Source organism: Arenimonas fontis (genome assembly GCF_008386465.1).
GTDB classification, from domain to species: Bacteria; Pseudomonadota; Gammaproteobacteria; order Xanthomonadales; family Xanthomonadaceae; genus Arenimonas; species Arenimonas fontis.
This window is the reverse complement of record NZ_VUOD01000008.1, coordinates 55,905-78,611: the sequence shown is the minus strand read 5'-3', so window position 1 is coordinate 78,611 and position 22,707 is coordinate 55,905. Positions and strand designations below refer to the sequence as shown.

Here is a 22,707-nt window from a genome sequence, read left to right as displayed (position 1 = left end):
GCCCTGCTTGAGCACGGCAATGATCTGGGTCTCGGTGAACTTCGACTTCTTCATGCAAACCTCCTGGCTGGGAAAAGATGCCAGAAAGTTCTACTTATTGGGTGTCTACCGACCGGGGAAGCTTACGGGACAGCCCGCCCGGCGCGACCGTCTGGAGCGTGTTCGGGCCGGACGCCGACAAGATGGCGCCGAACACCTCGCCCTTCATGGTCAACTTCCGCGTGCCGATCTGGATCCTCTGGTCGCGGCGCCGCGCGCCGAGGGCTGCAATTTCCTGGGCGAGGTCGAAACCCATGAGGGCTTCGACAAGTTCGCCTGGGTCATGGACCCGGACGGCAACAAGATCGAACCCTGGGAGCCCCCGCCTGAGTGTTAAGGGAACAGCAGGAGATCACGCATGTCCGGACACCGCATCTACTCGGTCGCCTTCGCCAAGGTCTATCCGATGTACGTGCAGAAGGCCGAGAAGAAGGGGCGGACGCAGGAAGAGGTGGACCAGGTGATCCTCTGGCTGACCGGTTACACCGCCGCCGCGCTGAAGAAGCACCTGGAGGCCGGTACCAGCTTCGAGGATTTCTTCAACAAGGCCCCGGCCTTCAATCCCAAGGCCGAGTTGATCAAGGGCGTGGTCTGCGGCGTGCGCGTGGAGGAGGTCGAGGATCCGCTGATGCGCAAGATCCGCTACCTGGACAAGCTGGTGGACGAACTGGCCAAGGGCAAGGCCATGGACAGGATCCTCAGGAACTGAGCGCGAACCGCGAGCGAACCATGGCCTGCGAACACCTTTCCGAACTGGGGTCGGCACTGCCGCGGGCCGGCAAGCCCGTTTTCCCGGGCGAATGAGGGACAGCACATGACCGCGATCATCAGGAAGGCCGCGGAGCAGGACCTCGACGCCGTCGCCGACCTGTTCGACCAGTACCGCCGCTTCTACGGCAGGCCCGCCGACCTGGCCCGCGCCCGCGCCTTCATCGGCGAGCGCATGCGCCGCGGCGAGTCGCACCTCCTGGTGGCCGACCTCGGCGATGGCCGGCTGGGCGGCTTCGTCCAGCTCTATCCCGGCTTCTCCTCGGTAGCGGCGGCACCAGTGTTGATATTGAACGACCTTTTCGTTGCTCCGGACTGCCGTCGCCTCGGCCTCGGCCGCCAGTTGATGGAGGCGGCACAGCAAACCGGACGGGAAACCGGCGCCGTCTACCTGACCCTCAGCACCGCGGTGGACAACCACGCGGCGCAGGCCCTGTACGAATCCCTGGCTTGGGTACGCGACCGGGACTTCTTCCACTACGAATGGATGACCGGTATTGCGCCGTAGATAGCCTCGGCGATATCGCCTGGTGTATAGACGGCTCCGACACCGGTTCGTCGCCCCGCAGCCAGGAGGAATGCGTGAAGCAATCGCCAGACCCGGTCTTCGAGAACGAGTATCCGCTGCCCGCGCCCTGGGAGTTCGAGGGTTTCACCGAGCCGGCGGAGGCGCTGGCGATGCTGCGCGCCTCGCTGGAGCTGCCCGAAACGCAAACGGCCACGGCGCTGGCGGTGATCCGCGAGGGCGAGAACGCGCACGGCCTCTGGGGGTACCTGTTCGCCAGCGGGGATGGCGACTGGGTGCACCGTGGCTACACGCTGGAGCCGCGCAGCAGCAGCGGCAAGGGGCCGATCCCGCTGGGCGATTACCGCTTCAGCCGCTGGACCTCGGCCCGCCTTGGCAAATGCCTGCGCCTGCACAACGTGCCTGGTTTCACCGACATCCTGGTGCACGTCGGCAACGCCCAGGGCGAAACGCGCGGCTGCATCCTCGCCGCCCGCCGCGTGGACCGCCCGCAGGAACCGACGCGGCTGCTGGAAAGCCGCCTGCTCACCGACTGGCTGCACGACCACTACGCCGAGGGCCTGCTGATGGTGCGCGCACGTTAACCCGGAGGAATCGTCATGCACGCCGACACCCACCGCTATCACCAGGCGCAGGCACCGCAGGACCGCGAGCTCTGCGAGCTGCTGGCCGCGGAGATCGACCGCGCCCTGCCCGAGGCCGAGAACAAGGTCTGGCACGGCCACCCGGTCTGGTTCCTGGAAGGCAATCCGGTGGTTGGCTACAGCAAGCTCAAGGGCGGCGTGCGCCTGCTTTTCTGGAGCGGCCAGTCCTTCGACGAGCCCGGCCTGGCGCCGGAAGGCAAGTTCAAGGCCGCCGAAGCGCGCTACGCCTCGGCGGCCGGGGTGAACCTGGCTGACCTGCGCCGCTGGCTGGGCAAGACCCGCGACATCCAGTGGGACTACAAGAACATCGTCAAGCGCAAGGGCCGTCTGGAGCGGCTCAAGTAGAGGGATACGTCATGGACACGCCGAGCCTGGCGCGGCATGGCTTCCAGGTGCTGGACATCTGGGAGAGCGACACCGGCGGGAAGGCCAAGGCTCGCAGCCCGGAAAGAAGGGGAGGGTCGTGAAGTATCTGACTGCCGACGAAGCCCGGCGCTTCGCCGAGCGCTGGTTGCCCGCCTGGACCGGCAACGACCCCGAGCGGCTGCTGCAGTTCTACTCGGACGACGCGCTCTACCTCGATCCGGGCGTGCCGCAAGGCGTACGCGGCAAGCCGGCGCTGCGGGAGTACTTCCGCAGGCTGCTGGCCCGTAACCCTGACTGGGTCTGGCGCCAGATCGAGGGCATCCCGATGGAGGGCGGATTCCTCAATAAGTGGCTGGCCCGGATCCCGGTGGGAGACACCGTACTTGACATCGTCGGTGTCTGCTTCGTGCAGCTGGACGATGCCGGGAAGATCCGGCGCAACGAGGTCTACTTCGACCGCGCGCCCCTGCTGGCCGAGCTGGCGCGGCATCGCCCGCCCGACTGAGCGGCGCCGCTCAGCGCGACACCTGGGCGATCCAGTCCTCGAGGTTGTAGTAGTTGGTGACGCGGGCGATGCGGCCATCGCGCAGCTCGAAGAAGGCGCCGCCGGGCAGCACGTACTTCTGCCCGCGCGCCGGCGGCAGGCCAGTGTCGTCGGCCAGATACTCGCCGTGCACCATGTACTCGGCGGCGGCCCGGTCGCCGCTGCCGTTGGCCATCACCACGATGTCCTTGAGCTGCTCGCGATAGCAGCGGTCCATGCGCTCGAGGAAAGCCGCGAAAGCGGCCTTGCCGGTTTCCCGGCCGCCCTGGTTGATGTCGTGCACGACCTTGTCGGCGAGCAGGGCCAGCATGGCCTCGCGGTCGCCGCGGTTGAAGGCGGCGTAATAGTCCAGCACCAGCTCGATGGCGCGGTCGGAGCTGCGGGTTCCGTCGACGATCATGGCGCTTTCTGCTCCTGCCAGGGCAAGGCGGCAAGGTCCACGTTGCCGCCGGACAGGATAAGCCCGACCCGGCGGCCGGCGAAATGGCCGCGATGCCGGAACACGGCGGCCAGTACGGTGGCGGATGAGGGCTCGATCACCAGTTTCAGCCGCTCCCAGGCCAGGCGCATGGCGCTCACGACTTCGGTGTCGGACACCGGCAGAAGCCGCACCCGGCACCGTTGCAGCAGGGCCAGGTTGGGTTCGCCGAGGGTACCGCGCAGGCCATCGCAGATCGTGTCGGGCACGATGTCGGTCACCACCCGGCCGGCCGCCAGCGAGGCGATGCCGTCGGCGGCGCCTTCGGGCTCGGCGCCGAACACCGCGATGTCGCCGGCCCGGGCCCGGGCGACGATGGCGGTGCCGGACAGCAGGCCACCGCCGCCCAACGGCGTCACCAGGGCATCCAGCGGGCCTGCCTCGGCCAGCAGTTCCAGGGCGGCGGTTCCCTGGCCGGCGATCACGAACGGATCGATGTACGGATGCACCAGGCGGGCGCCGGTTTCGGCTTGCACCCTGGCGGCTGCCGCCTCGCGCGCGGCGATCGTCGGCGCGCAGCGGTGCAGGGTGGCGCCGTAGGCTTCGATGGCGGCCAGCTTGCCGGCCACCGCCCCCTCGGGCACGACCACATGGCAAGGAATGCCGCGGCTGCGCGCGGCCAGGGCCAGGGCCGCGCCGTGGTTGCCGGAACTGTGGGTGACCACGCCGCGGGCCGCCGCCTCGTCGTCCAGCGCCATCACCGCGTTGCAGGCGCCGCGGAACTTGAAGGCGCCGGCGCGCTGCAGGTTCTCGCACTTGAAGTACAGCGTGGCCCCGGCCAGCGCATCCAGGGAACGGGAGCGATGCACCGGCGTGCGGCGGGCATGCGGGGCGATGCGTGCGGCGGCGGCCAGCACGTCCTCGAACTCGGGCAGGGTCGGGCTCATGGCAGGGTCGTTCAGAGTGCGCGTGCTAGCCTAGCAGAGCCTGCAACGACCCCCTTTCCGATACCGACACCATGCCCGTCCGCCGCGACGACGGCCACGTGTATCTGGCCGATTACCAACCGCCCGCCTGGCGCATCCCGCATGCCGACTTGCGCTTCGACCTGGACCCGGACGCGACCGAGGTCGAGGCCCGGCTGCGCCTGGAACCTGCCCGCCCGGGCGAACCGCTGCTGCTGGACGGCGAGGACCTGGAACTGCTGGCCATCGAACTGGACGGCCAGCCGCTGCCGCCGGAACGCTACGACTACGACGGCCAGCGACTGTGCGTGCACGGCGTCGCCGCCGCCTGCGAACTGCGCACCCGCGTGCGCATCCGGCCGGCGGCCAACACGCGCCTGGAAGGCCTGTACCGCAGCGGCAGCCTGCTGTTGACCCAGTGCGAATCGGAAGGCTTCCGCCGCATCACCTTCCTGGCCGACCGCCCGGACGTGATGCCGACCTGGCGCATCACCCTGCGCGCCGAGCGTCGCGCCTACCCGGTGCTGCTGGCCAACGGCAACCCGGTCGGCAGCCGCGAACTCGAGGGCGGCCGCCACGAGGCGGTGTGGGAAAACCCGCATCCGACCCCCGGCTACCTGTTCGCCATCGCCGCCGGCCCGCTGGCGCGGGTGTCCACGACGCTGACCACCGCCGAAGGCCGACGGGTCGAGCTGAACGTATGGGCCGAGGCCGGCGACGTCGAGCGTTGCCGCTATGCCCTGGGCGCGGTCGAGCGTGCCCTGCGCTGGGACGAGCAGCGCTTCGGCCGCTGCTACGACCTGGACGTGTTCAACATCGTCGCCGCCCAGGACTTCACCATGGGCGCGATGGAGAACAAGGGCCTGAACATCTTCAACGCCCGCTACATCCTCGCCGACGAGGCCACCGCCACCGACACCGATTTCCTCGCCATCGAATCGGTGGTGGCGCACGAGTACCTGCACAACTGGTCCGGCAACCGGGTGACGCTGCGCGACTGGTTCCAGCTGTCGCTCAAGGAAGGCCTGACCGTGTACCGCGACAGCGAGTTCAGCGCCGACCTGCATTCGCGCGCGCTCAAGCGCATCGAGGTGGTGCGGCTGCTGCGCGGCCGCCAGTTCGCCGAGGACGCCGGCCCGCTGGCGCATCCGGTGCGGCCGCAGCGCTACCGCGAGATCAGCAACTTCTACACCCTGACGGTGTACGAGAAGGGCGCCGAGTTGATCCGGGTGCTGCAGGCCCTGGTCGGCGACGAGGCCTTCCAGGCCGGCATGGCGCGCTATTTCGCCGACAACGATGGCCGGGCCGCCACGCTCGAGGATTTCCTGGCCGCGCATGCCGCCGCCAGCGGCCGCGACCTGTCCGACTTCGCCCGCTGGTACGCGCAGGCGGGAACGCCGGAACTGCGCATCAGCGCCAGCTTCGACGAGGCCAGCGGCGACTACGCGCTGGAGATCATCCAGTCGCAGCCGGCCACGCCCGGCCAGCCGGGGCCGAAGGCGCCGCTGCCGATTCCGCTGCGCTTCGCCCTGTACGGGCCCGCCGGCCAGCGCGTCGGCGCGGCGCCGCAAACCGACGCGCCGGTGCGCGGCGATCTGCTCGAGCTGCGCGAGGCCCGGCACGTGCTGCGCTGGCCCGGTCTCGGCTTCCAGCCGCTGCCGGCCTTCAACCAGGGCTTCTCGGCGCCGGTGCGGCTGCGCTTCGATTACACGCCGGCGCAGCTGGCGACGCTGGCGCGCTGGGAGGCCGATCCCTTCAGCCGCTGGGACCTGCTGCAGCAGCTGGCCGTCCAGGCCATCACCGGCACCGATGCGCGTGTCGCCGCCACGGAAGCCTTGCGCGAGGTGCTGGCCGGCCTGCTGGCCGATGACGGTGCCGATCCGGCCTTCGTCGCCGAGTGCCTGGCGCTGCCCGATTTCGACACCCTGGCCGAGGCCGTGCCGGTGGTGGATCCGCAGGCCCTGGCAGGCGCCCGCGAATCGCTGCTGGCGACCCTGGCGGCGGCGCTGGAGCAGCCGCTGCGCCAGCGCTACGCCGCCCTGGCCGCTGCCGCCGGCGGTGGCCTGCAGGCCTCGGCGATGGCGGCGCGGGCGCTGCGCAATGCCTGCCTTGACTGGTTGGGTCACCTGGACACCGTGCCGGCGCAGACACAGTTCGACGCCACCGCCACCATGACCGAGCGCCTGGCCGCGCTGCGCGTACTGTTGCACCGGCAGGCGCCGGGCGCGGAGGCCGCGCTGGCGGCCTTCCGGGAACGCTTCGCCGGCGATCCGCTGGTCACCGACAAGTGGATCGGCCTGGTCGCCACCCGTCCGGCCGCCGATGCGCTGGCGGACGTCCAGTGGCTGCTGGCCTCGCCGTGGTGGAAGCCGGCCAACCCGAACCGGGTGCGCGCGGTGCTGGGCAATCTGTCGCGCGGCAATCCGCTGGCCTTCCATCGCCTAGATGGCGCCGGTCACCGTTTGATCGCCGACCAGGTGGCGGCGATCGACCCGATCAATCCGCAGGTCGCCGCCCGGCTGCTCGGCGCCTTCGAGGGCTGGCGCCGGTTACGGTCCGGGCTGCGCGAGTCGGCCGAGGCGGCGCTGGCCTCGCTGCAGGACCGTCTGGCATCGGCCGACGGCCGCGACCTGCTCGATCGCTTGCGCGCCTGAGGCCCGCCACGGGCATCCGCGCCGAGCCGCTGGCGTCCGCGGCGACGCGCTTGCGTCAGATCACGCGCTTCCGGCCCGCGCCGGAGGGCTGGGATCGCGGCGCATGGGCCGTCCGGACCGGCCGTCCGGCTTCGGGTCGAGTTAAGGCAACGCTGATCAAGTCGGCGTTGCCCGCGCGCCATGGATGGCGCGCCCGCGGACCAAGCACGCAAGTGCTTGATCCGCGGGAGCAAGTCCGGACATGCGCCGGACTTGCGACCACTGAACACGTCCAGGATGGACGTGTTCAGTGTTGCCTTAAGGACAGATTCACCGCCGGGCGCCAAGACTGCCGGCGACACCCGGGGGGATCGCCATGAAGCGTCTGCTCGCCGCCACTGCCGTCCTGCTGCTGGCCGGTTGCGCCACCTACTCCGGCGGCGGTCACTACCACGGCGCCTACCATGGCCATGGCGACTATTACGTCGGCTACGACTACGCCGACTACGACCGCGTCCACTGGGGCTTCGGCTACGGTTACGGGGTGGCGCCGTTCTGGCGCCTGGACCGCTACCGCTGCGGCTACTGGCCTTACCACTACTGCCACGGGTACTGGCGGCCCTATTCGGGCTGGCACTTCTCGATCGGCTACTGGGATCCCTACTACTGGGGCGGCTATGGCTGGCACGGCGGTTACTGGTATCACCGGCCGCCACACTATTACTGGCGGCCGCCGCCGTCCGCCCGTCCCGCTCCGCCCCGGCGCCCCCCGGACGTGAGGACGCCGCGCGTCTTCCAGCGGGAAGAGCTGGAATCGCCCCGCTTCCAGACCGAGCGGGCCAAGCCGGCGCCGCGGCCGCCGGAGCAGTGGCGGGCCCCCGTGCCCGTGCAGCCCGCGCCGGCCGGTCCGGGCAAGCCGCAGATGCGCTATCCGTCCTTGCCGAGGGAGACCGGCCATGTTCCCGCCCAGCGGCCGGTGCAGCGGACGCCGATCCGGGCCGCGCCCGAGCCGGCCGCCTGGTCCGGCCCGCGCGATCTGCCGTCGGTCCGGACGCCGCGCCCGGCGTCGCCGCCCAGGCCGGTGCCGGCACCCCGCGCCGCGCCGGCGCCGGCACCGCGTACGGCACAACCGCCGCCGTCGCGCCCGGCAGCGTCGCCGGCTGCGCCCGTGCCGCGGCAGGAAGTGAGACCTGCGTCACAGTTTCGGAGCAAAGACAGGGAAGACTGAGCGGAAACGCCCGCCAGGCCATTGCGCACACCCCCGGTGACGCGCATTCTTGGCCCCGGACTGACACTCCGCGTCGCTTTGTGACGCGACACAACCAAACGCATCGCCTGTTCGGCGCCCGGCACCAGGTCCCCTGGATTCCCCCTGTTCCAAGACCCGCCGGGCGCCGACTTTTTTCCGCCGGTGTGCGCCTGGCGGCATTGCCCGGAAACCGCCGGCGTGGCCGCCCCGCAGGCGCTCCGGCGGCCGGTCCGGAATGAAAAAAAGGGCCTGGCGTTCCCCCCCGGGAGCGCCAGGCCCTGGCATCCCTGCCACGCGCCTGACCAGCCCCTGTTCAGTCTGGTCGACGCCCCCCGGCGTTGGCCGTGGCAGGTGCCTTGGAGATAAAGCAGGAACCGTGCCAAGGCTCCGGAACGGATGCACCCCGCCCCCCGGCGCGGGATAATCCCGACCCCGTCCACCCCCTCCCGCCATGTCCAGCAGCTACGACGTCATCGTGATCGGCGGCGGCCACGCCGGTACCGAGGCCGCCCTCGCGGCGGCCCGGATGGGCGCACGCACCCTGCTGCTGACCCACAGCATCGAGACCGTGGGCCAGATGAGCTGCAACCCGGCCATCGGTGGCATCGGCAAGGGCCATCTGGTGCGCGAGATCGACGCCCTGGGCGGCGCCATGGCCCGGGCGGCCGATGCCGCCGGCATCCAGTGGCGCACCCTCAACGCCAGCAAGGGCCCGGCGGTGCGCGCCACCCGTTGCCAGGCCGATCGCGGGTTGTACAAGGCGGCGATCCGCCGCCTGGTCGAGAGCCAGCCAAACCTGCGGCTGTTCCAGCAGGCGGTGGACGACCTGGTCATCGAGAACGAACGGGTGACCGGCGTCGTCACCCAGGGCGGTCAGCGTCTCCATGCCCGGGCGGTGGTGCTGACCGCCGGCACCTTCCTGGCCGGGCGCATCCACGTTGGCCTGGTCAACCACCCGGGCGGCCGCGCCGGCGATCCGCCGGCGACCACCCTGGCGCAGCGCCTGCGCGAGCGTCCCTTCGCAGTCGGCCGGCTCAAGACCGGCACGCCGCCGCGCCTGGACGGCCGCAGCATCGATTGGTCGGTGCTGAGCGAACAACCCGGCGACGAGCCGCGGCCGGTGTTTTCCTTCCTCGGCGATCCGGCCCGGCACCCGCGCCAGCTGTCCTGCTGGATCACCCACACCAGCGAACGCACCCACGAGATCATCCGCGGCGGCCTGGACCGTTCGCCGATGTTCACCGGTGCCATCGAGGGCGTCGGCCCGCGCTATTGCCCGTCCATCGAGGACAAGGTGGTGCGCTTCGCCGACAAGGCCTCGCACCAGGTCTTCCTCGAACCCGAGGGCCTGGACACGCACGAGATCTATCCCAACGGCATCTCCACCTCGCTGCCCTACGAGGTGCAGCTGGAGATGGTCCATTCCATCCGCGGCCTGGAGAACGCCCACATCACCCGGCCCGGCTACGCCATCGAATACGACTACTTCGATCCGCGCGGACTGAAGGCCTCGCTGGAAACCAAGGCGGTGGCCGGGCTGTTCTTCGCCGGCCAGATCAACGGCACCACCGGTTACGAGGAAGCGGCGGCGCAGGGCCTGCTGGCCGGCCTCAACGCGGCGCTGCTGGTGCAGGGGCGCGAAGCCTGGTGGCCGCGCCGCGACGAAGCCTACCTCGGCGTGCTGGTGGACGACCTGGTCACCCGCGGCACCAACGAGCCCTACCGCATGTTCACCAGCCGGGCCGAATACCGCCTGCATCTGCGCGAGGACAATGCCGACGCCCGCCTGACGCCGATCGGCCGCGAGCTCGGCCTGGTGGACGAGGCGCGCTGGCAGGCCTTCGCCCGCAAGGCCGAGGCGGTGGAAGCGGAGCGCTCGCGGCTGGCGGCGGTCTGGCTGGCGCCGGGCGGCGAACTGGCGCGCGCCCTGGCCTCGGCCACCGGCATCGTCCTGAGCCGCGAATCCACCGCCCTGGAGCTGATGAAGCGGCCGGAACTGCGTTACGCCGAGGTCGTCGCCCTGCCCGGTCTGGGCCCCGGCGTCGGCGATCCCCGCGTGGCCGAACAGGTGGAGATCGGCGTGAAATACGCCGGCTACCTGGAGCGGCAGCGCGACGAGGTGGCACGCAATCGCCAGCACGAGGACACCCGCATTCCCGCCGACTTCGACTACGCCGGCCTGCCCGGCCTGTCGGCCGAACTGCAGGCCAAACTGGCCCAGGTCCGGCCGGAAACCCTCGGCCAGGCCCAGCGCATTCCCGGCATGACGCCGGCGGCGGTGTCGCTGCTGCGGGTGTTCCTGGCCCGACGCCGCAGGGTGGCCTGAGCGGGTGACGGCGTCCGGCGGCAGGGTTAGGCTGCGCCGATGCATCCGCAACCGAAACCGCGTCCGTGTCCGGGCCGTGCCCTCGCCGGCCTCGTCCTGTTCGCGCCGATGGCATGGGCGACAGCCACGCCGAGCGTTCACGACTGGCCGCTGCCGGCGCCCGCCGGATCGGCGCAGCCCAGCCTGGTGGTGGCGGCCGACGGCGATCTGTTGCTGGCCTGGGTCGAGCGCCGCGAAGGCGGTGGCCATCGCATGCGCTTCGCCCGTCACGAGGCCGGCACCGGCTGGTCGCCGACCCGCACGGTCGCGGAGGGCGCGGACTGGTTCGTCAATTGGGCCGACGTGCCGTCGCTGCTGGCCCTGCCCGACGGCAGCCTGTGGGCGCATCTGCTGGTGAAGAACGGCGAGGCTACCTACGCCTACGACACCCGCCTGTTGCGCTCGCGCGATGCCGGCATGAGCTGGACCGCGCTGGGCCCGGTGCACGACGACGGCACGCCGACCGAACACGGTTTCGCCAGCCTGTGGCCGCAGGGGCATGATCGCCTCGGCGTGGCCTGGCTCGACGGCCGGCATACCGGCGGTGGCGGCCACGGCCACCACGGCGGTGCCGGCGCGATGAGCCTGCGGGCGGCGGTGCTGGGTCCGGATGGGCGCAAGGCGACCGAGGCGCAGATCGATGCCCGCACCTGCGATTGTTGCCAGACCGACGTCGCGGTGACCGCGCGCGGCCCCCTGCTGGTCTATCGCGACCGCAGCGAGGGCGAAGTGCGCGACATCCTCGCTACCCGTTTCGATGGCAGCGCCTGGTCGGCGTCTGTACCGGTGCATGCCGACGGCTGGGTGATGCCGGCCTGCCCGGTCAACGGTCCGGCGGTGGCGGCGCTTGGCGAGCAGGCCTGGGTGGCCTGGTACACGGCGGCCGAAGGCCGGGTCGCGTTGCGTCTGGCCGCCTCGCGCGATGCCGGAGACAGCTTCACCGCGCCGCGGGAGGTCGTCCTCGGCGAACACCTGCTCGGCCGCGTGGATCTGGCCGCGGATGCCAGCGGCGTCTGGCTGGCCTGGATGGAGGAGGGCGCGGACGGGCAGTCGCTCTGGCTGGCCCGGTTCGCTCACGACCTGGCGAAGGAACACTGGCGGCTGCGGGTCGCGGCGGTGCCGGGCCGCGGCCGTGGCACCGGCTTCCCGCGCCTGCGCCTGGCGGCCGGCGAGGCCTGGCTGGCCTGGACTGCGGTGGAGGGTGGGCTGCCCTCCCTGCGTGGCGCCCGGGTGCGTTCGCCCTGACCCTACCGGGTGGTACGGAACCGGGCTTTGCATTAAGGTGGACGCCGCGCCGGCGGCGAGACCGGCGGCGCAGGCAGCGGCTCAAGGGGAGGGGGCGGCAACGCGGATTCCGGCGTTCCGCCGAGGAAACCCTGGGCACCTGGACCAAGGCATCACTTCAGAACCCGAAAGGAGCTTTCCATGCCCCGTTTCCACCGACTCGCTGGCGCGCTTGCGCTCTCGCTCGGTTTTGCCGGCGCCGCGCACGCGCAAAGTTTCAGCGGCTTTTATGCCTTCGGCGACAGCCTCACCGATTCCGGCAACGTCGGCGATGTCAACGGCCTGCCGCCGGGCTCCAGCTTCACCACCAACCCGGACCCGGTGATGGTGGAGATCGTCGCCAATGCCTTTGGTCTGCAGGCGGTCAACTCGCTGCAGGGCGGCAGCAACTTCGCCTGGGGCGGGGCCTGCGTGAACGCGGCCGGACCCTGCCTCAACCCGGTGCCGAACATCCCGACCCAGATCAGCCAGTACCTGACCGCCACCGGCGGCAGCGCCGACCCGAACGCCCTGTACAGCATCTGGGGCGGCGCCAACGACATCTTCGCCACGCTGGTGCTGGATCCGGGCAATGCCCAGGCCAACACGGTGGCCGCGGCCACCGCCTACGTGCAGCAGATCGCCCGACTGCAGGCCGCCGGCGCCAACTACATCATCGTCTACAACCTGCCCAACCTGGGCGTGACCCCGCAGTTCGCCAGCACGCCCAATGCCGGTTCGGTCTCGCAGATCACCGTGGTCTACAACAGCGCGTTGAACACCGGCCTGGCCCAGCTCGGCGACGGCATCATCGCCGTGGACACCTTCGGACTGATCACCGAGGTGATGGCCGATCCCGGCCTGTACGGCCTCAGCAACGTCACCGGCACGGCCTGCAGTCCGCCCAACTCGGTGGCATGCGGCCCGCAAGGCTCCGGCCTGCCGGCCGAATATGCGCCGGGCACCAATGAAACCTGGCTGTTCGCGGACGGCGTGCACCCGACCGGCATCGCCCACCGGATGCTGGCCAACGTGATTCTCTCCACCATCGCCGCGCCGGTGCAGGTGTCCATGGCCGGCGAGGCTGGCGTGAAGATCAACGAGAACCACGTGCGCGCCTTCACCGACGAGCTGTTGAGCGACTTCTATCTCGACCGCGAAGTCGGCGGTGTGCGCGGCTGGGCCACGGTGCAGTACGGCGACCAGGACTTCGACGCCAGCGCCGCCGTGCCGGGCGCCAGCGCCGACGTGCTCAGCCTGAGCCTGGGCGCCAACTGGCGCGCCAGCGAGAACGTCTACTGGGGTGCGGCCATCACCCTGGGCAACCACGACAACGACGTCGGTTCGGGCAACATCGAAGGCCGCGGCGTGATCGCCTCGCTCTACGGCACGGTGCGTTTCGGCGGCGGCGGTTACCTGCAGGGCGCGATCAGCGGCGGCAGCACCGACCTGGACATCGACCGGAGCATCGTCCTGGGCGAGGCGGTGCGGGTCGAATCGGGCAACACCAATGCCGGCTCGCTGGGTGCCGAACTGGCCTTCGGCTGGCTGTTTGGTGCGCCGGGCAATCTGCAGCACGGCCCGTTCGTCAGCGCTTCCTGGCTGCAGCAGGAGATCGACGGTTACGCCGAGGACAGCGGCCGTTCCACTTCGATGAACTTCGCCGGCTTCGATCGCGATTCGCTGGTGGCGCGTGTCGGCTATCAGCTGCAGGGCAGCATGGGTACTTCCGATCGCAGCATCCGGCCCTATCTGCGGGTGGCCTACAACGAGGAGCAGGAGGACGACCAGGTGTTCGTGAACGCCGGTTCCAACACCATGAACGGCCGGTTCACCATGCCGGGCTTTACCCCGTCCAAGGACTGGATCAGCGCCGATCTCGGCCTGAACTGGCAGCTGGGCGGCAATGTCACGGCCTTCCTGGCCTACAGTGGCCGTTTCAGCGACGACCAGCAGGACGGCAACAGCGTCAGCCTGGGCCTGCGCACCTCGTTCTGATCACGCACCCGGGCGCACCGCCGGAGGGCCGCCGCGAGGCGGCCTTCCTTTTTCGACGCGGATTTGCGCGGATCGTTGCTGGTTAGCGGATTGCTGCGTCGTCGCACCGGCGGTCACTGCGGCTCGCCAGGGCCGCGGCCGCAGGCATCGCACCCTCGCGACACCGCGAACCCCCGCGAACCAGCCCCGGGAGTCCAGTGACCGGGCGACCGCGAAGGTCAGCGCTCCATTCGCCAGTTGAGCGACGCGGCGGATTCGTTGCCGGATTCGATGCTGATGTCGAAGCCGCGCGTGAGCAGATACTTGAGCGTGACCACCTGGCCCGTGCCGACCAGGGCGACGCCGTAACTGATGAACAGGCGCGGCGAAAGATGTTTGCCGACCGTCAGCGCCGCCCCGCCGAGATTGCGCGACTCGGCGATGCCGGCCTCGTCCAGGCCCAGGCGCGCGCCGATCTGCTGCGCCACCATGTTGCCGCCGGCCCCGAGGGCCATGGCCGCGGCGCTCAGTTGCTCCGCCTCGTTCCCTTTGGCGCTGCGCAGCGGCCGGCCGAAGACCAGCCAGCTCAGGGCCTCGCTGGTGTCCATGGCCGGATCGGACTCGATGCGCAGCTGCGGCTGTCGCGCCGTGCCGGTCACCCGCACGCGCACGCTCACCTGGTCGAAATCGCGGCCGGCGCGGATGTCCAGGCTGGGGTTGTCCACCGGCGAATCGGCGAAACCCAGGCGGGCCCGTTCGACCTCCAGCGCCTGTCCGTAGGCGCGGTAGCGGCCGCTCACCTCCAGGCCGCCGGAGGCGCGGGCCGGGCGGCCGGGACGCTGGCGCACGCGCAGCTTGCCGCCGACCTTGCCGTCCAGGCCGAAACCCTGCAGGCGCACGTCTTCGCCCAGGGCGACGGACACGTCGAGATCCAGCGGCAACTGCCGCGGCTTCGGCGGGTCGAGCGGGTCCAGCACCACCACGTCCTCGGAAGCGGACACGCCGGTGTCCAGTGCCTCCAGATCGAAACGCGCCTGCTCCACGTTTACCCGTCCGCGCACTTCGAGCACGCCGCCGGCCAGTTGCAACTGCAGATCGGGGTCGGCCACGGCCTGGAACTCCGCCGTATTGGCCAGGCTCACGCCGCTGCCGACCAGGGCCACCCGCAGGGGCGCCGTGTCGTCGCGCAGGTTCAGGCTGCCCTCTACCTGCAGCAGGCCTTCGCCGGAACGAAGCTGGCCGCTCAGGCGGGTGCTGCCGTCGGCCTGGCCGTCGAGGGTGAACTCGCCTTCGCGCAGCTGCAGGCCGAGTGCCGGCAGTTCCGCTTCGAAGGCGCCGAGCCGGGCCTGGCCGGAAAGCTGCGGCTCGCCGCGGGTGCCGGTCAGCTGCATCCGACCATGCAGGCGGCCGCGGGGGCTGGCCAGGTCTTCGGAGAAGAGTTCCAGCCAGGTCAGGTTGCGCACGTCCAGGGCGAGGTCGCCGTCCAGCGCGGCGGTGTCGGCCAGGCCGGCGGCCAGGCGTGCGGTTACCTTGCCTTCGTCGGCGAGGCCAGCCGACAGCGTTGCCTGCAGTGCGTCGCCGTCCAGCGTCCAGTCCAGGGACAGGGCGCTGTAGCCGAACACGACGCGATCGGACTGCTCGTCAAGGCGCAGTGCGCCCTCGCCGGAGCGCAGTTGACCCTGGCCGCGCCAGAACCCGTCGCGGCCCTGGCGCAGCAGGGCCTCGCCGTCCACGCTGCCGGCCAGGTGCATGGGCACGCCCTCGTCCTGCGGCAGCCAGGGCTGCAGCAGCGACAGCGGCAGGGCCTCGGCTTGCAGTCGCGCTTCGCCGCCGCCGGCTTCGGCACAGAGACGGCCTTCGACCCGGGTCGAGACCAGGCAGGCCCGGTCGAATTCGGTGATGTCCGCGCCGAAGCGGAAAGCCGCCGCTGCCTGCAGCTGCAGTTCGGGGCTGTCCTGCGCGACCAGGCGCAGCGTGGCGAGCTGGCCCTGCCAGAGCCCATGCGCCTGGCCCAGTTCGCCGCCGACCTCGAGGTGGCCCTGCGGCCAGGCCAGGTTGCCCTGAAGCTCGGCGCGGGCGCGGCTGCCCAGGGCGCGCACGGCCAGGGCCTCGAAGCCGAGGCCGCCGAGCCGCAGTTCCTCCCCGGCCAGCACCAGTTCGCCGTCGCCGGTGGCGGGTAGCCGGCCATGCAGGCGCAGGGCGCCGATCTGCTGGTCGTCCAGGCGCAGGTCGTGGCCGACCAGGTCGGCCTCGATGTCGAGCGCCTCGGCCGGACCGAGCAGGCGCAGCCAGCCTTCGATGCGGCCGCTGCCCGGCGGCAGTGCGTCGGCCAGGGTCAGCGGCTCCGCCTCGATGCGCAGGTCGTAGCGCGCGCCGATCTGGCCGGCGACCTGCACATGGCTGCTGCCCAGGCGCAGGTCGGCGGCGAGCCGGCCGCGGTCGTCCCGCCAGTCCAGCTGCGCCTGTCCGGCCACGGCCAGGCCGCGCAGGCGGCCGCCCAGCCGTTCCAGCCGGCCCTCGCCGCGCCAGCTGCCGGCCTCGTCCTGTTTGGCCGAGGCCTGCAGCTGGCCGGTGAGGGCGCCGGGATAGTCGGGCAGGAAGTAGCCGGGATCGAAACCATCCAGCCGCAGGTCCGCCGCGAAGGCCGGCCGCGGCGACCAGGCCACGCGGCCGCTGCCGGCGAGTTCGCCGGTCGGCATGCTGGCAGCGAGTTCGCGCAGCTGCAGGGCTTCGCCATCGCCTTCGCCGGCGAGGCGCAGGCGGGCACTTTCGCTGCCACGCTCGAAGCTCGCTTCGCCCCGCAGTCGCCAGGCCTGCGGCACGCCCTGCACACGTACCTGGCCACTGGCCAGCACCGGCACGCCGCCTTCGTCGGCCGACTGCGGCGCCAGCGTCAGCGCGTCGCTGGCCAGTTGCAGGTCGAAGGCCGGCGTGTCATCGCCGTACTGCACTTGGCCGGTGAGGCGCAACGCGCCCTGTGGCAGTTCCAGGTTCAGCGGCCGCAGCATCAGGCGGTCGTCCACCAGGGCCAGCTGCGAGGGCGCGATCACGACGCGCAGTTCATCGTTGGCGAGCGCGCCTTCCACGCGGGCTTCGCCGCCCAGGCCCTCGGCCTGCAGCCGGCCGCGCCAGGCGGATGCATCGGGCTCGCCGCCCAGCCAGGCGGGCGGCAGGCCATCGCTGTGCAGCGACAGTGTCCAGGCCGGGGTGCCGCCGCCTTCGCGCAGGTCGAGATGCGCCTGCAGGCGCTCCGGGGTCGTGCCGGTGAGGTCGAGTTGCAGGGCGTCGAGATCGCCCTTGGCGATCAGTTGCAGATCGGGGCCGGCGCCATCCTCGGCCGTCGGCGAGCGCAGGCGGCCGCGCAGGTCGGTGCGGAAATGCCGGGCGGGCAGGTAGTCGCCGGCCAGTTCCAGTTCGGCCTGCGGCAGGAAGGCGCGCAGGCTGGCCAGCGACAGGCCGTCGTCGCGCAGGACGACCTCGCGGGCCTCGATGTCGCTGGCCTCGAAACGCGCGTCGTCCTCGCCCTCGGCGGCATCGTCTTCGATGGCGAGGCGGTCCACCGACAGCTCGCCCACCGCCAGCACGAAGGGCAGCGGGATGCGCGGCAGCGACTCGGGCCAGCGCGGCGGCTGGAAGGGTTCGTCGTCGGCAGGTGGCAGGCGCAGACGCAGGTCCCGCACGGCCAGGCGGTCCAGCCGCAGCCTGCCGCCCAAGGCCGGCCACAGCGCCGGCTCCAGTTCCAGGCGCGTCGCCCGCACTTCCAGACCGTCGGCCTGGCGATAGCGGACGCCGTGCAGGATCAGCGGGCCGGCCAGGCGGCCCTCGGCCTGCTGCCAGGACAGCGCGTCGGCCGGCAGCGCCGCCGCCAGTCGCGCCAGCACGAGGTCGCGACCGCCGCCGGTGAGCAGCAGCCAGGCCAGGAGCAGGGCCGCCGGCAGCAGCGTCGCCACCAGGATCCTGGACAGAAGGCGAAGCCGGCGGCGCGGAGGCGTGCTCACAAGTCCGGCCCTATGACCAGATGCAGACGCACCGATTGCTGCGCCTTGTCGCCGAAACCATGGGCGAGATCCACCCGCACCGGCCCGACCGGCGAACGCCAGCGCAGGCCCAGGCCGGCGCCGACCTGCAGGTCCAGGGCGTTGCCGGCGTCGAAGGCGTCGCCGGCATCCACGAAGGCAGCCAGGCCCCACTGCCGGGTGAACATGCGCTCGTATTCGGCGCTGGCCACCAGCAGGTGTTTGCCGCCGAACACGAAGCGGTTGCCGTCGTCGTCGCTCAGGAAGGGGCCGATCTCCTTGTAGCCGTAACCGCGTACGCTGCGGTCGCCGCCGGCGTAGAAGCGCAGCGAGGGCGGAAACTGCGGGAACTGGTCGGTCCAGGTGGCGCCGGCCTCGGCCCGCAGCAGCAGACGGTCGCGCCGGCCGATGCCACGGATCCAGCGCGCCTCGGCCCGCGCCTGCAGGAAATCCACGTCGGAGCCGAGACTGGAATGGCCGCCGCGCAGTTCCAGCGTCAGACCGTGGGCGCGGCGCGGGTACAGCGGATCGTCGCTTTCGCCCCACTGGCCCCAGAGCGAGGGGTAGACCAGGGTGGAGTAGGACAGCTGGTCGCCGGTGAGCGGATCCTCGAAACGCTCGCGACGGACGTTCAGCGCCGCCAGCAGGTTCCAGTCGCCCAGGCGGCCGCTGCGGCTGGCGACCAGTTCGATCAGGTCGCTGTTGACGAACTCCAGCTTCTCCTGACGGGCGCTGGCGCCGACGCTGTACCAGCCGTCCAGCCAGGCGAAGGCGGGAATGCGGTATTGCACGCTCAGGTCGTTGCGGCGCTGCGCCAGGTGTAGGCGCGAGCGCAGCTTGTGGCCGCGGTCGTTGACCCAGCGCCGCTCCAGGCCGGCGCTCAGGCCGAGGCCGGTGTCGCTGCCGTAGCGCAAGCCGAAGTCGTAGACCGAGCGCTTGGCCGGCGCCAGATCCACCTGAACCGGTACCCGGCCGTCCTCGGCCTCCTCGGGCCGCGGCTGCAGGTCGATCGCGGCGAAGTAGTCCAGTTCCACCAGTGAGCCGCGCAGCGCCAGCAGCTCGGCCTGGTCGTAGGGTTGCCCGGCTTGCCAGGGCACCAGCTTTTCCAGCAGGCCGGGCCGGAACGGATGTTCGCCGAAGCGCGCCTCGCCCAGGGCGTAACGTGCGCCGCTGTCCCAGGCCAGATCCAGGTCGGCGCGCAGGCGGGCGCGGTTCACGCTGACCCGGGCCCGCTCCAGGCGGGCGTCGAAGTAGCCGCGCTCGGCCAGCACGCGGTCCATGTCAGCCTTGGAGCGCTCATAGACGGCATGGTCGAACACCTGCGCCTCGCGCGGACGGAATCGTTGCAGGCGACGCTGCAGTACCTCGTCGCCGTGGCCTTCTCCCGTCATCTCCAGCCGGCGCTCGCCGACCCGGACCGGTTCGCCGGGACGGATGCGGACGATCACGTCCACCTGCCCGCCTTCGCGGCGTTGCTCGAGCTCGACCTCGGCGGCGTAGTAGCCGAAGGGCTCCAGCGCCTGGCGCGCTTCCCGCGGCGTGCGCCGCAGCAGGTAGGCCAGGCGGCCCTCGCTGAGCCGCGCGCGCCGTTCGGCGTCCAGGCGCCGCAGCGACAGCGAGGCGGCGACGTTGTCGCGCAAGGCCGGGTCCTCCAGACCCTGGATCTCGATCTGGCGCAGTTCCAGCGCGGCCGCCGGCGCCGCCAGCAGCCACAGCAGCAGGGCAGTCGGTCGGACGGCTGGCAGGCGAGGGGGGCGCATGCCCGGCCAAGGATACCCGCCGGGCGCCACCGCCGCGTCAATGCGGCTCAGCCGGCCGACAACTGCTCCACCGCCGCCACCGCGGCGAAACGGTCGGCCACCTGTCGCAGCAGGGCCAGGCGGTTGTCGCGCAGGGCCGGGTCTTCGGCCATCACCAGGGTGCGCTCGAAGAAGTTGTCCACCGGCCCCTGCAGCTGCGCCAGGCGCTTGAGCGTGCCCACGTAGTCGCGCTTGGCCAGCATCGGCTCGGTGTCGGCCAGGGCGGCGGCCAGGGCCTTGTGCAGGGAGTGTTCGGCAGGTTCGACTAGGCGCTGCGGATCGACCTGCGGCGGGATCTGCCCGTCCACCTTCTTCAGGATGTTGCGGATGCGCTTGTTGGCGGCGGCCAGCGAAGCGGCCTCGCGCAGGCGGGCGAACTCGGCGATGGCCTTGAGGCGGCGGTCGAAATCCAGCAGCGAGGCCGGTCGCACGCCCGCCACCGCATCGAACTGCAGCGCCGGCACGCCCTGCTCGACGTAGTAGGCGCGCAGGCGCTCGAGAATGAACTCATAGAGTTCGGTGGCCATGCCTGAACTCACGGGATCTCCCACCACCATGCGCGGATTCTCTACGGCGACACCCGCTGCCATGGCATGCTCCGCGGCTTTGGCCTGTTCTGCTCTCCTCTGGTCAACCAGGGCAAAGCCGACTTGATCGACGGCCTTGTCAATGAGGGCGCGCAAATCAATGTCCATCCGGCCCTCGATGATCGTGCGGGCCAGGCCCAGGGCATTGCGGCGCAGGGCGAAAGGATCCTTGTTGCCGGTCGGTTTCAGCCCGGCGGCGAAACCGCCGGCCAGGGTATCCAGGCGCTCGGCCACCGCCAGCACCTTGCCCAGCGCCGACGGGGCGATGGCGTCGCCGGCGAAACGCGGCATGTAGGCCTCGTCGATGGCCAGGGCCACGGCTTCCGGCTCCTTGGCCGCCAGGGCGTAGTGGCGGCCGGCGATGCCCTGCAGTTCCGGGAACTCGCCGACCAGGCGCGACTGCAGGTCGGCCTTGCCCAGTTCGGCGGCGCGCCGGGCCAGGGCGGCATCGGCGCCGGTCATCAGCGCCACCACCTCGGCCAGTTCGGCCACCCGCGCGCACTTGTCGGCGACGCTGCCCAGCTTGGCCTGGTAGGTCACCGTCTTCAGGCCCTCGGCCATGGCCGCCAGGCCCTGCCTGAGGTCCTCGTCGAAGAAGAAGCGGGCATCGGCGAAGCGCGGACGGATCACCCGCTCGTAGCCCTTGCGGACCTCGTCCGGGTCCTTGCTGTCGATGTTGGCGATGCCGATGAACTTCTCGGACAGCTTGCCGGCCGCATTCAGCACCGGGAAGAACTTCTGGTTGCCTTCCATAGTGGACACCAGCGCTTCCTGCGGCACGCGCAGGAATTCCGGATCGAAGCTGCACAGCACCGCCTTCGGCCACTCGACCAGGCAGTTCACTTCCTCCAGCAGCTCGTCGCGCACGCGGGGGTTGCCGCCGGCCTGGCGGGCGGCGGCGGCGATCTCGGCGCGGATGCGCTCGCGGCGCTCGCGCGGGTCGGCCAGCACGCGCGCTTCACGCAGGGCCTGCAGGTATTCGCCGGCCTCGTTCAGCCACACGCCCTTGTCGTGGTGGAAGCGGTGGCCGCGACTCATGCGGTCGGCGCGCAGGCCGAGCACTTCGCCGGGCGCGACCTCGCGGCCGAGCAGGATCACCAGCCAGTGCGCCGGCCGCACGAAGGCTGTATCGCGTTCGCCCCAGCGCATCGGTCTGGGAATCGGCAGGCCGCGCACGGCCTCGGCTACGACCTCGGCCAGCAGGTCGAGGGTGCGCGCGCCAGGCCTGCTGCTGCGGTAGGCGAAGCGCATGCCCTTGGCGTCGGTGATCCGTTCGAGCTTGCTCCAGTCCACGCCCTGCTTCTGGGCGAAACCGAGCAGGGCCTGGGTCGGCTGACCGTTCGCGTCCAGGGCGACGTTGAGGTAGGGGCCCATCACTTCGTTGAACTGCTGCGGCTGCTGCACCGCCACGCCCGGCAGCCATGACGCCAGCCGGCGTGGGCTGTACAGGGCGCGGCCGCGCTCGCCGCCATGCGATTCCGCCACTTCGATGCGGCGGGCGGCCAAGGCCTGGAGGATGCCGGCGTGAAAGGCCTCGGCCAGTTCCGGCAGCGCCTTGGGCGGCAGTTCTTCGGTGCCGAGTTCGACCAGCAGGGGCAGCATGTCAGCCATGGGCGTCCTCCTCGGCAGGCTTCAGGCCCGGGAAGCCCAGCTTCTCGCGCTGGGCGTGGTAGGCCCCGGCGACCGCGCGCGCCAGGTTGCGCACGCGCAGGATATAGCGCTGACGCTCGGTGACGCCGATGGCGCGGCGGGCGTCCAGCAGATTGAAGCTGTGGCTGGCCTTGCAGACCTGGTCGTAGGCCGGCAGCGGCAGACCCAACTCGACCAGCTTCAGGGCTTCCTTCTCGCAGGCGTCGAAGCGGTGCAACAGTTCGGCGACGTCGGCGTGCTCGAAGTTGTAGGCGCTCTGTTCGACTTCGTTCTGGTGGTAAACCTCGCGGTAGGTCACCGGCCGTCCGTCCGGACCGAGGGTCCAGACCAGGTCGAAGACGTCGTCCACGTTCTGCAGGTACATGCACAGGCGCTCGAGGCCGTAGGTGATCTCGCCGGTCACCGGCCGGCACTCCAGGCCGCCCGCCTGCTGGAAATAGGTGAACTGGGTGATCTCCATGCCGTTGAGCCAGACCTCCCAGCCCAGGCCCCAGGCGCCGAGGGTCGGCGATTCCCAGTTGTCCTCGACCAGGCGCAGGTCGTGCACTTCGGGATCGATGCCGAGGGCACGCAGCGAGCCGAAATAGCGCTCGACGATGTCGTCGGGGCTGGGTTTCATCACCACCTGGTACTGGTAGTAGCGCTGCAGGCGGTTGGGGTTCTCGCCGTAGCGGCCGTCGGTCGGCCGGCGGCAGGGCTGCACGTAGGCGGCGTTCCAGGGTTCGGGCCCGAGCGCGCGCAGGAAGGTGGCCGGATGGAAGGTGCCGGCGCCGACCTCCATGTCCAGCGGCTGGATCAGCACGCAGCCCTGGCCGGCCCAGTACTGGTTGAGCCGGAGGATCAGTTCCTGGAAGGTCGGTGCGCTCATCGGCAGGCGGTACCCGGTGCAAAGGGCGCT

Annotated in this window: 16 protein-coding genes and 1 pseudogene; 11 read left to right on the top strand and 6 right to left on the bottom strand. The window is 71.0% G+C overall.

Going from position 1 to position 22,707, the window contains the following annotated elements:
* The 6 genes and pseudogenes from F0415_RS12640 to F0415_RS10350 all read left to right on the top strand — a co-directional run.
* A pseudogene (locus F0415_RS12640) lies at nucleotides 1-376 on the top strand (VOC family protein); the annotation flags it as partial.
* Nucleotides 377-397: 21 nt separating this feature from the next.
* Entirely contained in the window at nucleotides 398-748 is a 351-nt protein-coding gene (locus F0415_RS10370) for a DUF2200 domain-containing protein (RefSeq protein ID WP_149861151.1), read from the top strand.
* 105 nt (nucleotides 749-853) lie between these two features.
* Complete coding sequence (locus F0415_RS10365) at nucleotides 854-1,315, top strand: GNAT family N-acetyltransferase (RefSeq protein WP_149861150.1); 462 nt, start codon at nucleotides 854-856, stop codon at nucleotides 1,313-1,315.
* Between the two features lie 74 nt (nucleotides 1,316-1,389).
* Nucleotides 1,390-1,917, top strand: coding sequence for a DUF5675 family protein (locus F0415_RS10360; RefSeq protein ID WP_188310365.1), 528 nt, complete (start codon nucleotides 1,390-1,392; stop codon nucleotides 1,915-1,917).
* Between the two features lie 15 nt (nucleotides 1,918-1,932).
* Nucleotides 1,933-2,322 carry a DUF1801 domain-containing protein gene (locus tag F0415_RS10355; protein ID WP_149861148.1) on the top strand — a complete coding sequence of 130 codons (390 nt, stop codon included), beginning with the start codon at nucleotides 1,933-1,935 and terminating at the stop codon, nucleotides 2,320-2,322.
* Nucleotides 2,323-2,440: 118 nt separating this feature from the next.
* The gene (locus F0415_RS10350; RefSeq protein WP_149861147.1) at nucleotides 2,441-2,848 is read left to right on the top strand and encodes a nuclear transport factor 2 family protein; all 408 of its coding nucleotides are present in this window, start codon (nucleotides 2,441-2,443) and stop codon (nucleotides 2,846-2,848) included.
* Between the two features lie 10 nt (nucleotides 2,849-2,858).
* On the opposite strand, the gene F0415_RS10345 is transcribed toward F0415_RS10350, so the two are convergent.
* Together F0415_RS10345 and F0415_RS10340 are read right to left on the bottom strand one after the other, a co-directional pair.
* Nucleotides 2,859-3,287, bottom strand: a complete 429-nt coding sequence (locus tag F0415_RS10345) for a ketosteroid isomerase-related protein (RefSeq protein WP_149861146.1) — start codon at nucleotides 3,285-3,287, stop codon at nucleotides 2,859-2,861.
* Nucleotides 3,284-4,252, bottom strand: a complete 969-nt coding sequence (locus F0415_RS10340) for a pyridoxal-phosphate dependent enzyme (protein ID WP_149861145.1) — start codon at nucleotides 4,250-4,252, stop codon at nucleotides 3,284-3,286. Before F0415_RS10340 ends, F0415_RS10345 begins: the two co-directional genes overlap by 4 nt.
* 71 nt (nucleotides 4,253-4,323) lie before the next feature.
* On the opposite strand from F0415_RS10340, the gene pepN reads away from it, so the two are divergent.
* From pepN to F0415_RS10315, 5 genes are all read left to right on the top strand, one after another.
* Nucleotides 4,324-6,924: an aminopeptidase N gene (gene pepN, locus F0415_RS10335; RefSeq protein WP_149861144.1), complete on the top strand. Its 2,601-nt coding sequence runs from the start codon at nucleotides 4,324-4,326 to the stop codon at nucleotides 6,922-6,924.
* Nucleotides 6,925-7,279: 355 nt separating this feature from the next.
* Nucleotides 7,280-8,131, top strand: a complete 852-nt coding sequence (locus F0415_RS10330) for a hypothetical protein (RefSeq protein WP_149861143.1) — start codon at nucleotides 7,280-7,282, stop codon at nucleotides 8,129-8,131.
* A 472-nt stretch (nucleotides 8,132-8,603) separates the two neighbouring features.
* Entirely contained in the window at nucleotides 8,604-10,478 is a 1,875-nt protein-coding gene (mnmG, locus tag F0415_RS10325) for a tRNA uridine-5-carboxymethylaminomethyl(34) synthesis enzyme MnmG (protein WP_149861142.1), read from the top strand.
* A gap of 108 nt (nucleotides 10,479-10,586) precedes the next feature.
* Complete coding sequence (locus F0415_RS10320) at nucleotides 10,587-11,762, top strand: sialidase family protein (protein WP_188310364.1); 1,176 nt, start codon at nucleotides 10,587-10,589, stop codon at nucleotides 11,760-11,762.
* A 180-nt stretch (nucleotides 11,763-11,942) separates the two neighbouring features.
* Nucleotides 11,943-13,778, top strand: a complete 1,836-nt coding sequence (locus tag F0415_RS10315; RefSeq protein ID WP_149861140.1) for an autotransporter domain-containing protein — start codon at nucleotides 11,943-11,945, stop codon at nucleotides 13,776-13,778.
* Nucleotides 13,779-13,996: 218 nt separating this feature from the next.
* Here the strand turns inward: F0415_RS10315 and F0415_RS10310 are convergent, their stop codons facing one another.
* The 4 genes from F0415_RS10310 to glyQ are packed head-to-tail and all read right to left on the bottom strand — an operon-like array spanning nucleotide 13,997 to nucleotide 22,677.
* On the bottom strand, nucleotides 13,997-17,707 hold the full coding sequence (locus F0415_RS10310; protein ID WP_149861139.1) for a translocation/assembly module TamB domain-containing protein: 3,711 nt from the start codon (nucleotides 17,705-17,707) through the stop codon (nucleotides 13,997-13,999).
* A gap of 44 nt (nucleotides 17,708-17,751) precedes the next feature.
* Entirely contained in the window at nucleotides 17,752-19,533 is a 1,782-nt protein-coding gene (locus F0415_RS10305; protein WP_149861138.1) for an autotransporter assembly complex protein TamA, read from the bottom strand.
* A 47-nt stretch (nucleotides 19,534-19,580) separates the two neighbouring features.
* Nucleotides 19,581-21,770, bottom strand: a complete 2,190-nt coding sequence (gene glyS, locus F0415_RS10300; protein ID WP_149861137.1) for a glycine--tRNA ligase subunit beta — start codon at nucleotides 21,768-21,770, stop codon at nucleotides 19,581-19,583.
* A complete protein-coding gene (gene glyQ, locus F0415_RS10295) occupies nucleotides 21,763-22,677 on the bottom strand; it encodes a glycine--tRNA ligase subunit alpha (protein WP_149861136.1) in 915 nt (304 codons plus the stop codon). Before glyQ ends, glyS begins: the two co-directional genes overlap by 8 nt.
* Nucleotides 22,678-22,707 lie beyond the last annotated feature (30 nt).

Bases quoted from the DNA above. Each gene is read 5' to 3' on its own strand.
- F0415_RS10330 (WP_149861143.1), top strand. From the start codon at position 7,280: ATGAAGCGTCTGCTCGCCGCCACTGCCGTCCTGCTGCTGGCCGGTTGC.
- F0415_RS10355 (WP_149861148.1), top strand. From the start codon at position 1,933: ATGCACGCCGACACCCACCGCTATCACCAGGCGCAGGCACCGCAGGAC.
- F0415_RS10315 (WP_149861140.1), top strand. From the start codon at position 11,943: ATGCCCCGTTTCCACCGACTCGCTGGCGCGCTTGCGCTCTCGCTCGGT.
- mnmG (WP_149861142.1), top strand. From the start codon at position 8,604: ATGTCCAGCAGCTACGACGTCATCGTGATCGGCGGCGGCCACGCCGGT.
- F0415_RS10370 (WP_149861151.1), top strand. From the start codon at position 398: ATGTCCGGACACCGCATCTACTCGGTCGCCTTCGCCAAGGTCTATCCG.
- F0415_RS10320 (WP_188310364.1), top strand. From the start codon at position 10,587: ATGGCATGGGCGACAGCCACGCCGAGCGTTCACGACTGGCCGCTGCCG.
- pepN (WP_149861144.1), top strand. From the start codon at position 4,324: ATGCCCGTCCGCCGCGACGACGGCCACGTGTATCTGGCCGATTACCAA.
- F0415_RS10305 (WP_149861138.1), bottom strand. From the start codon at position 19,533: ATGCGCCCCCCTCGCCTGCCAGCCGTCCGACCGACTGCCCTGCTGCTG.
- glyS (WP_149861137.1), bottom strand. From the start codon at position 21,770: ATGGCTGACATGCTGCCCCTGCTGGTCGAACTCGGCACCGAAGAACTG.
- F0415_RS10345 (WP_149861146.1), bottom strand. From the start codon at position 3,287: ATGATCGTCGACGGAACCCGCAGCTCCGACCGCGCCATCGAGCTGGTG.
- F0415_RS10365 (WP_149861150.1), top strand. From the start codon at position 854: ATGACCGCGATCATCAGGAAGGCCGCGGAGCAGGACCTCGACGCCGTC.
- glyQ (WP_149861136.1), bottom strand. From the start codon at position 22,677: ATGAGCGCACCGACCTTCCAGGAACTGATCCTCCGGCTCAACCAGTAC.
- F0415_RS10340 (WP_149861145.1), bottom strand. From the start codon at position 4,252: ATGAGCCCGACCCTGCCCGAGTTCGAGGACGTGCTGGCCGCCGCCGCA.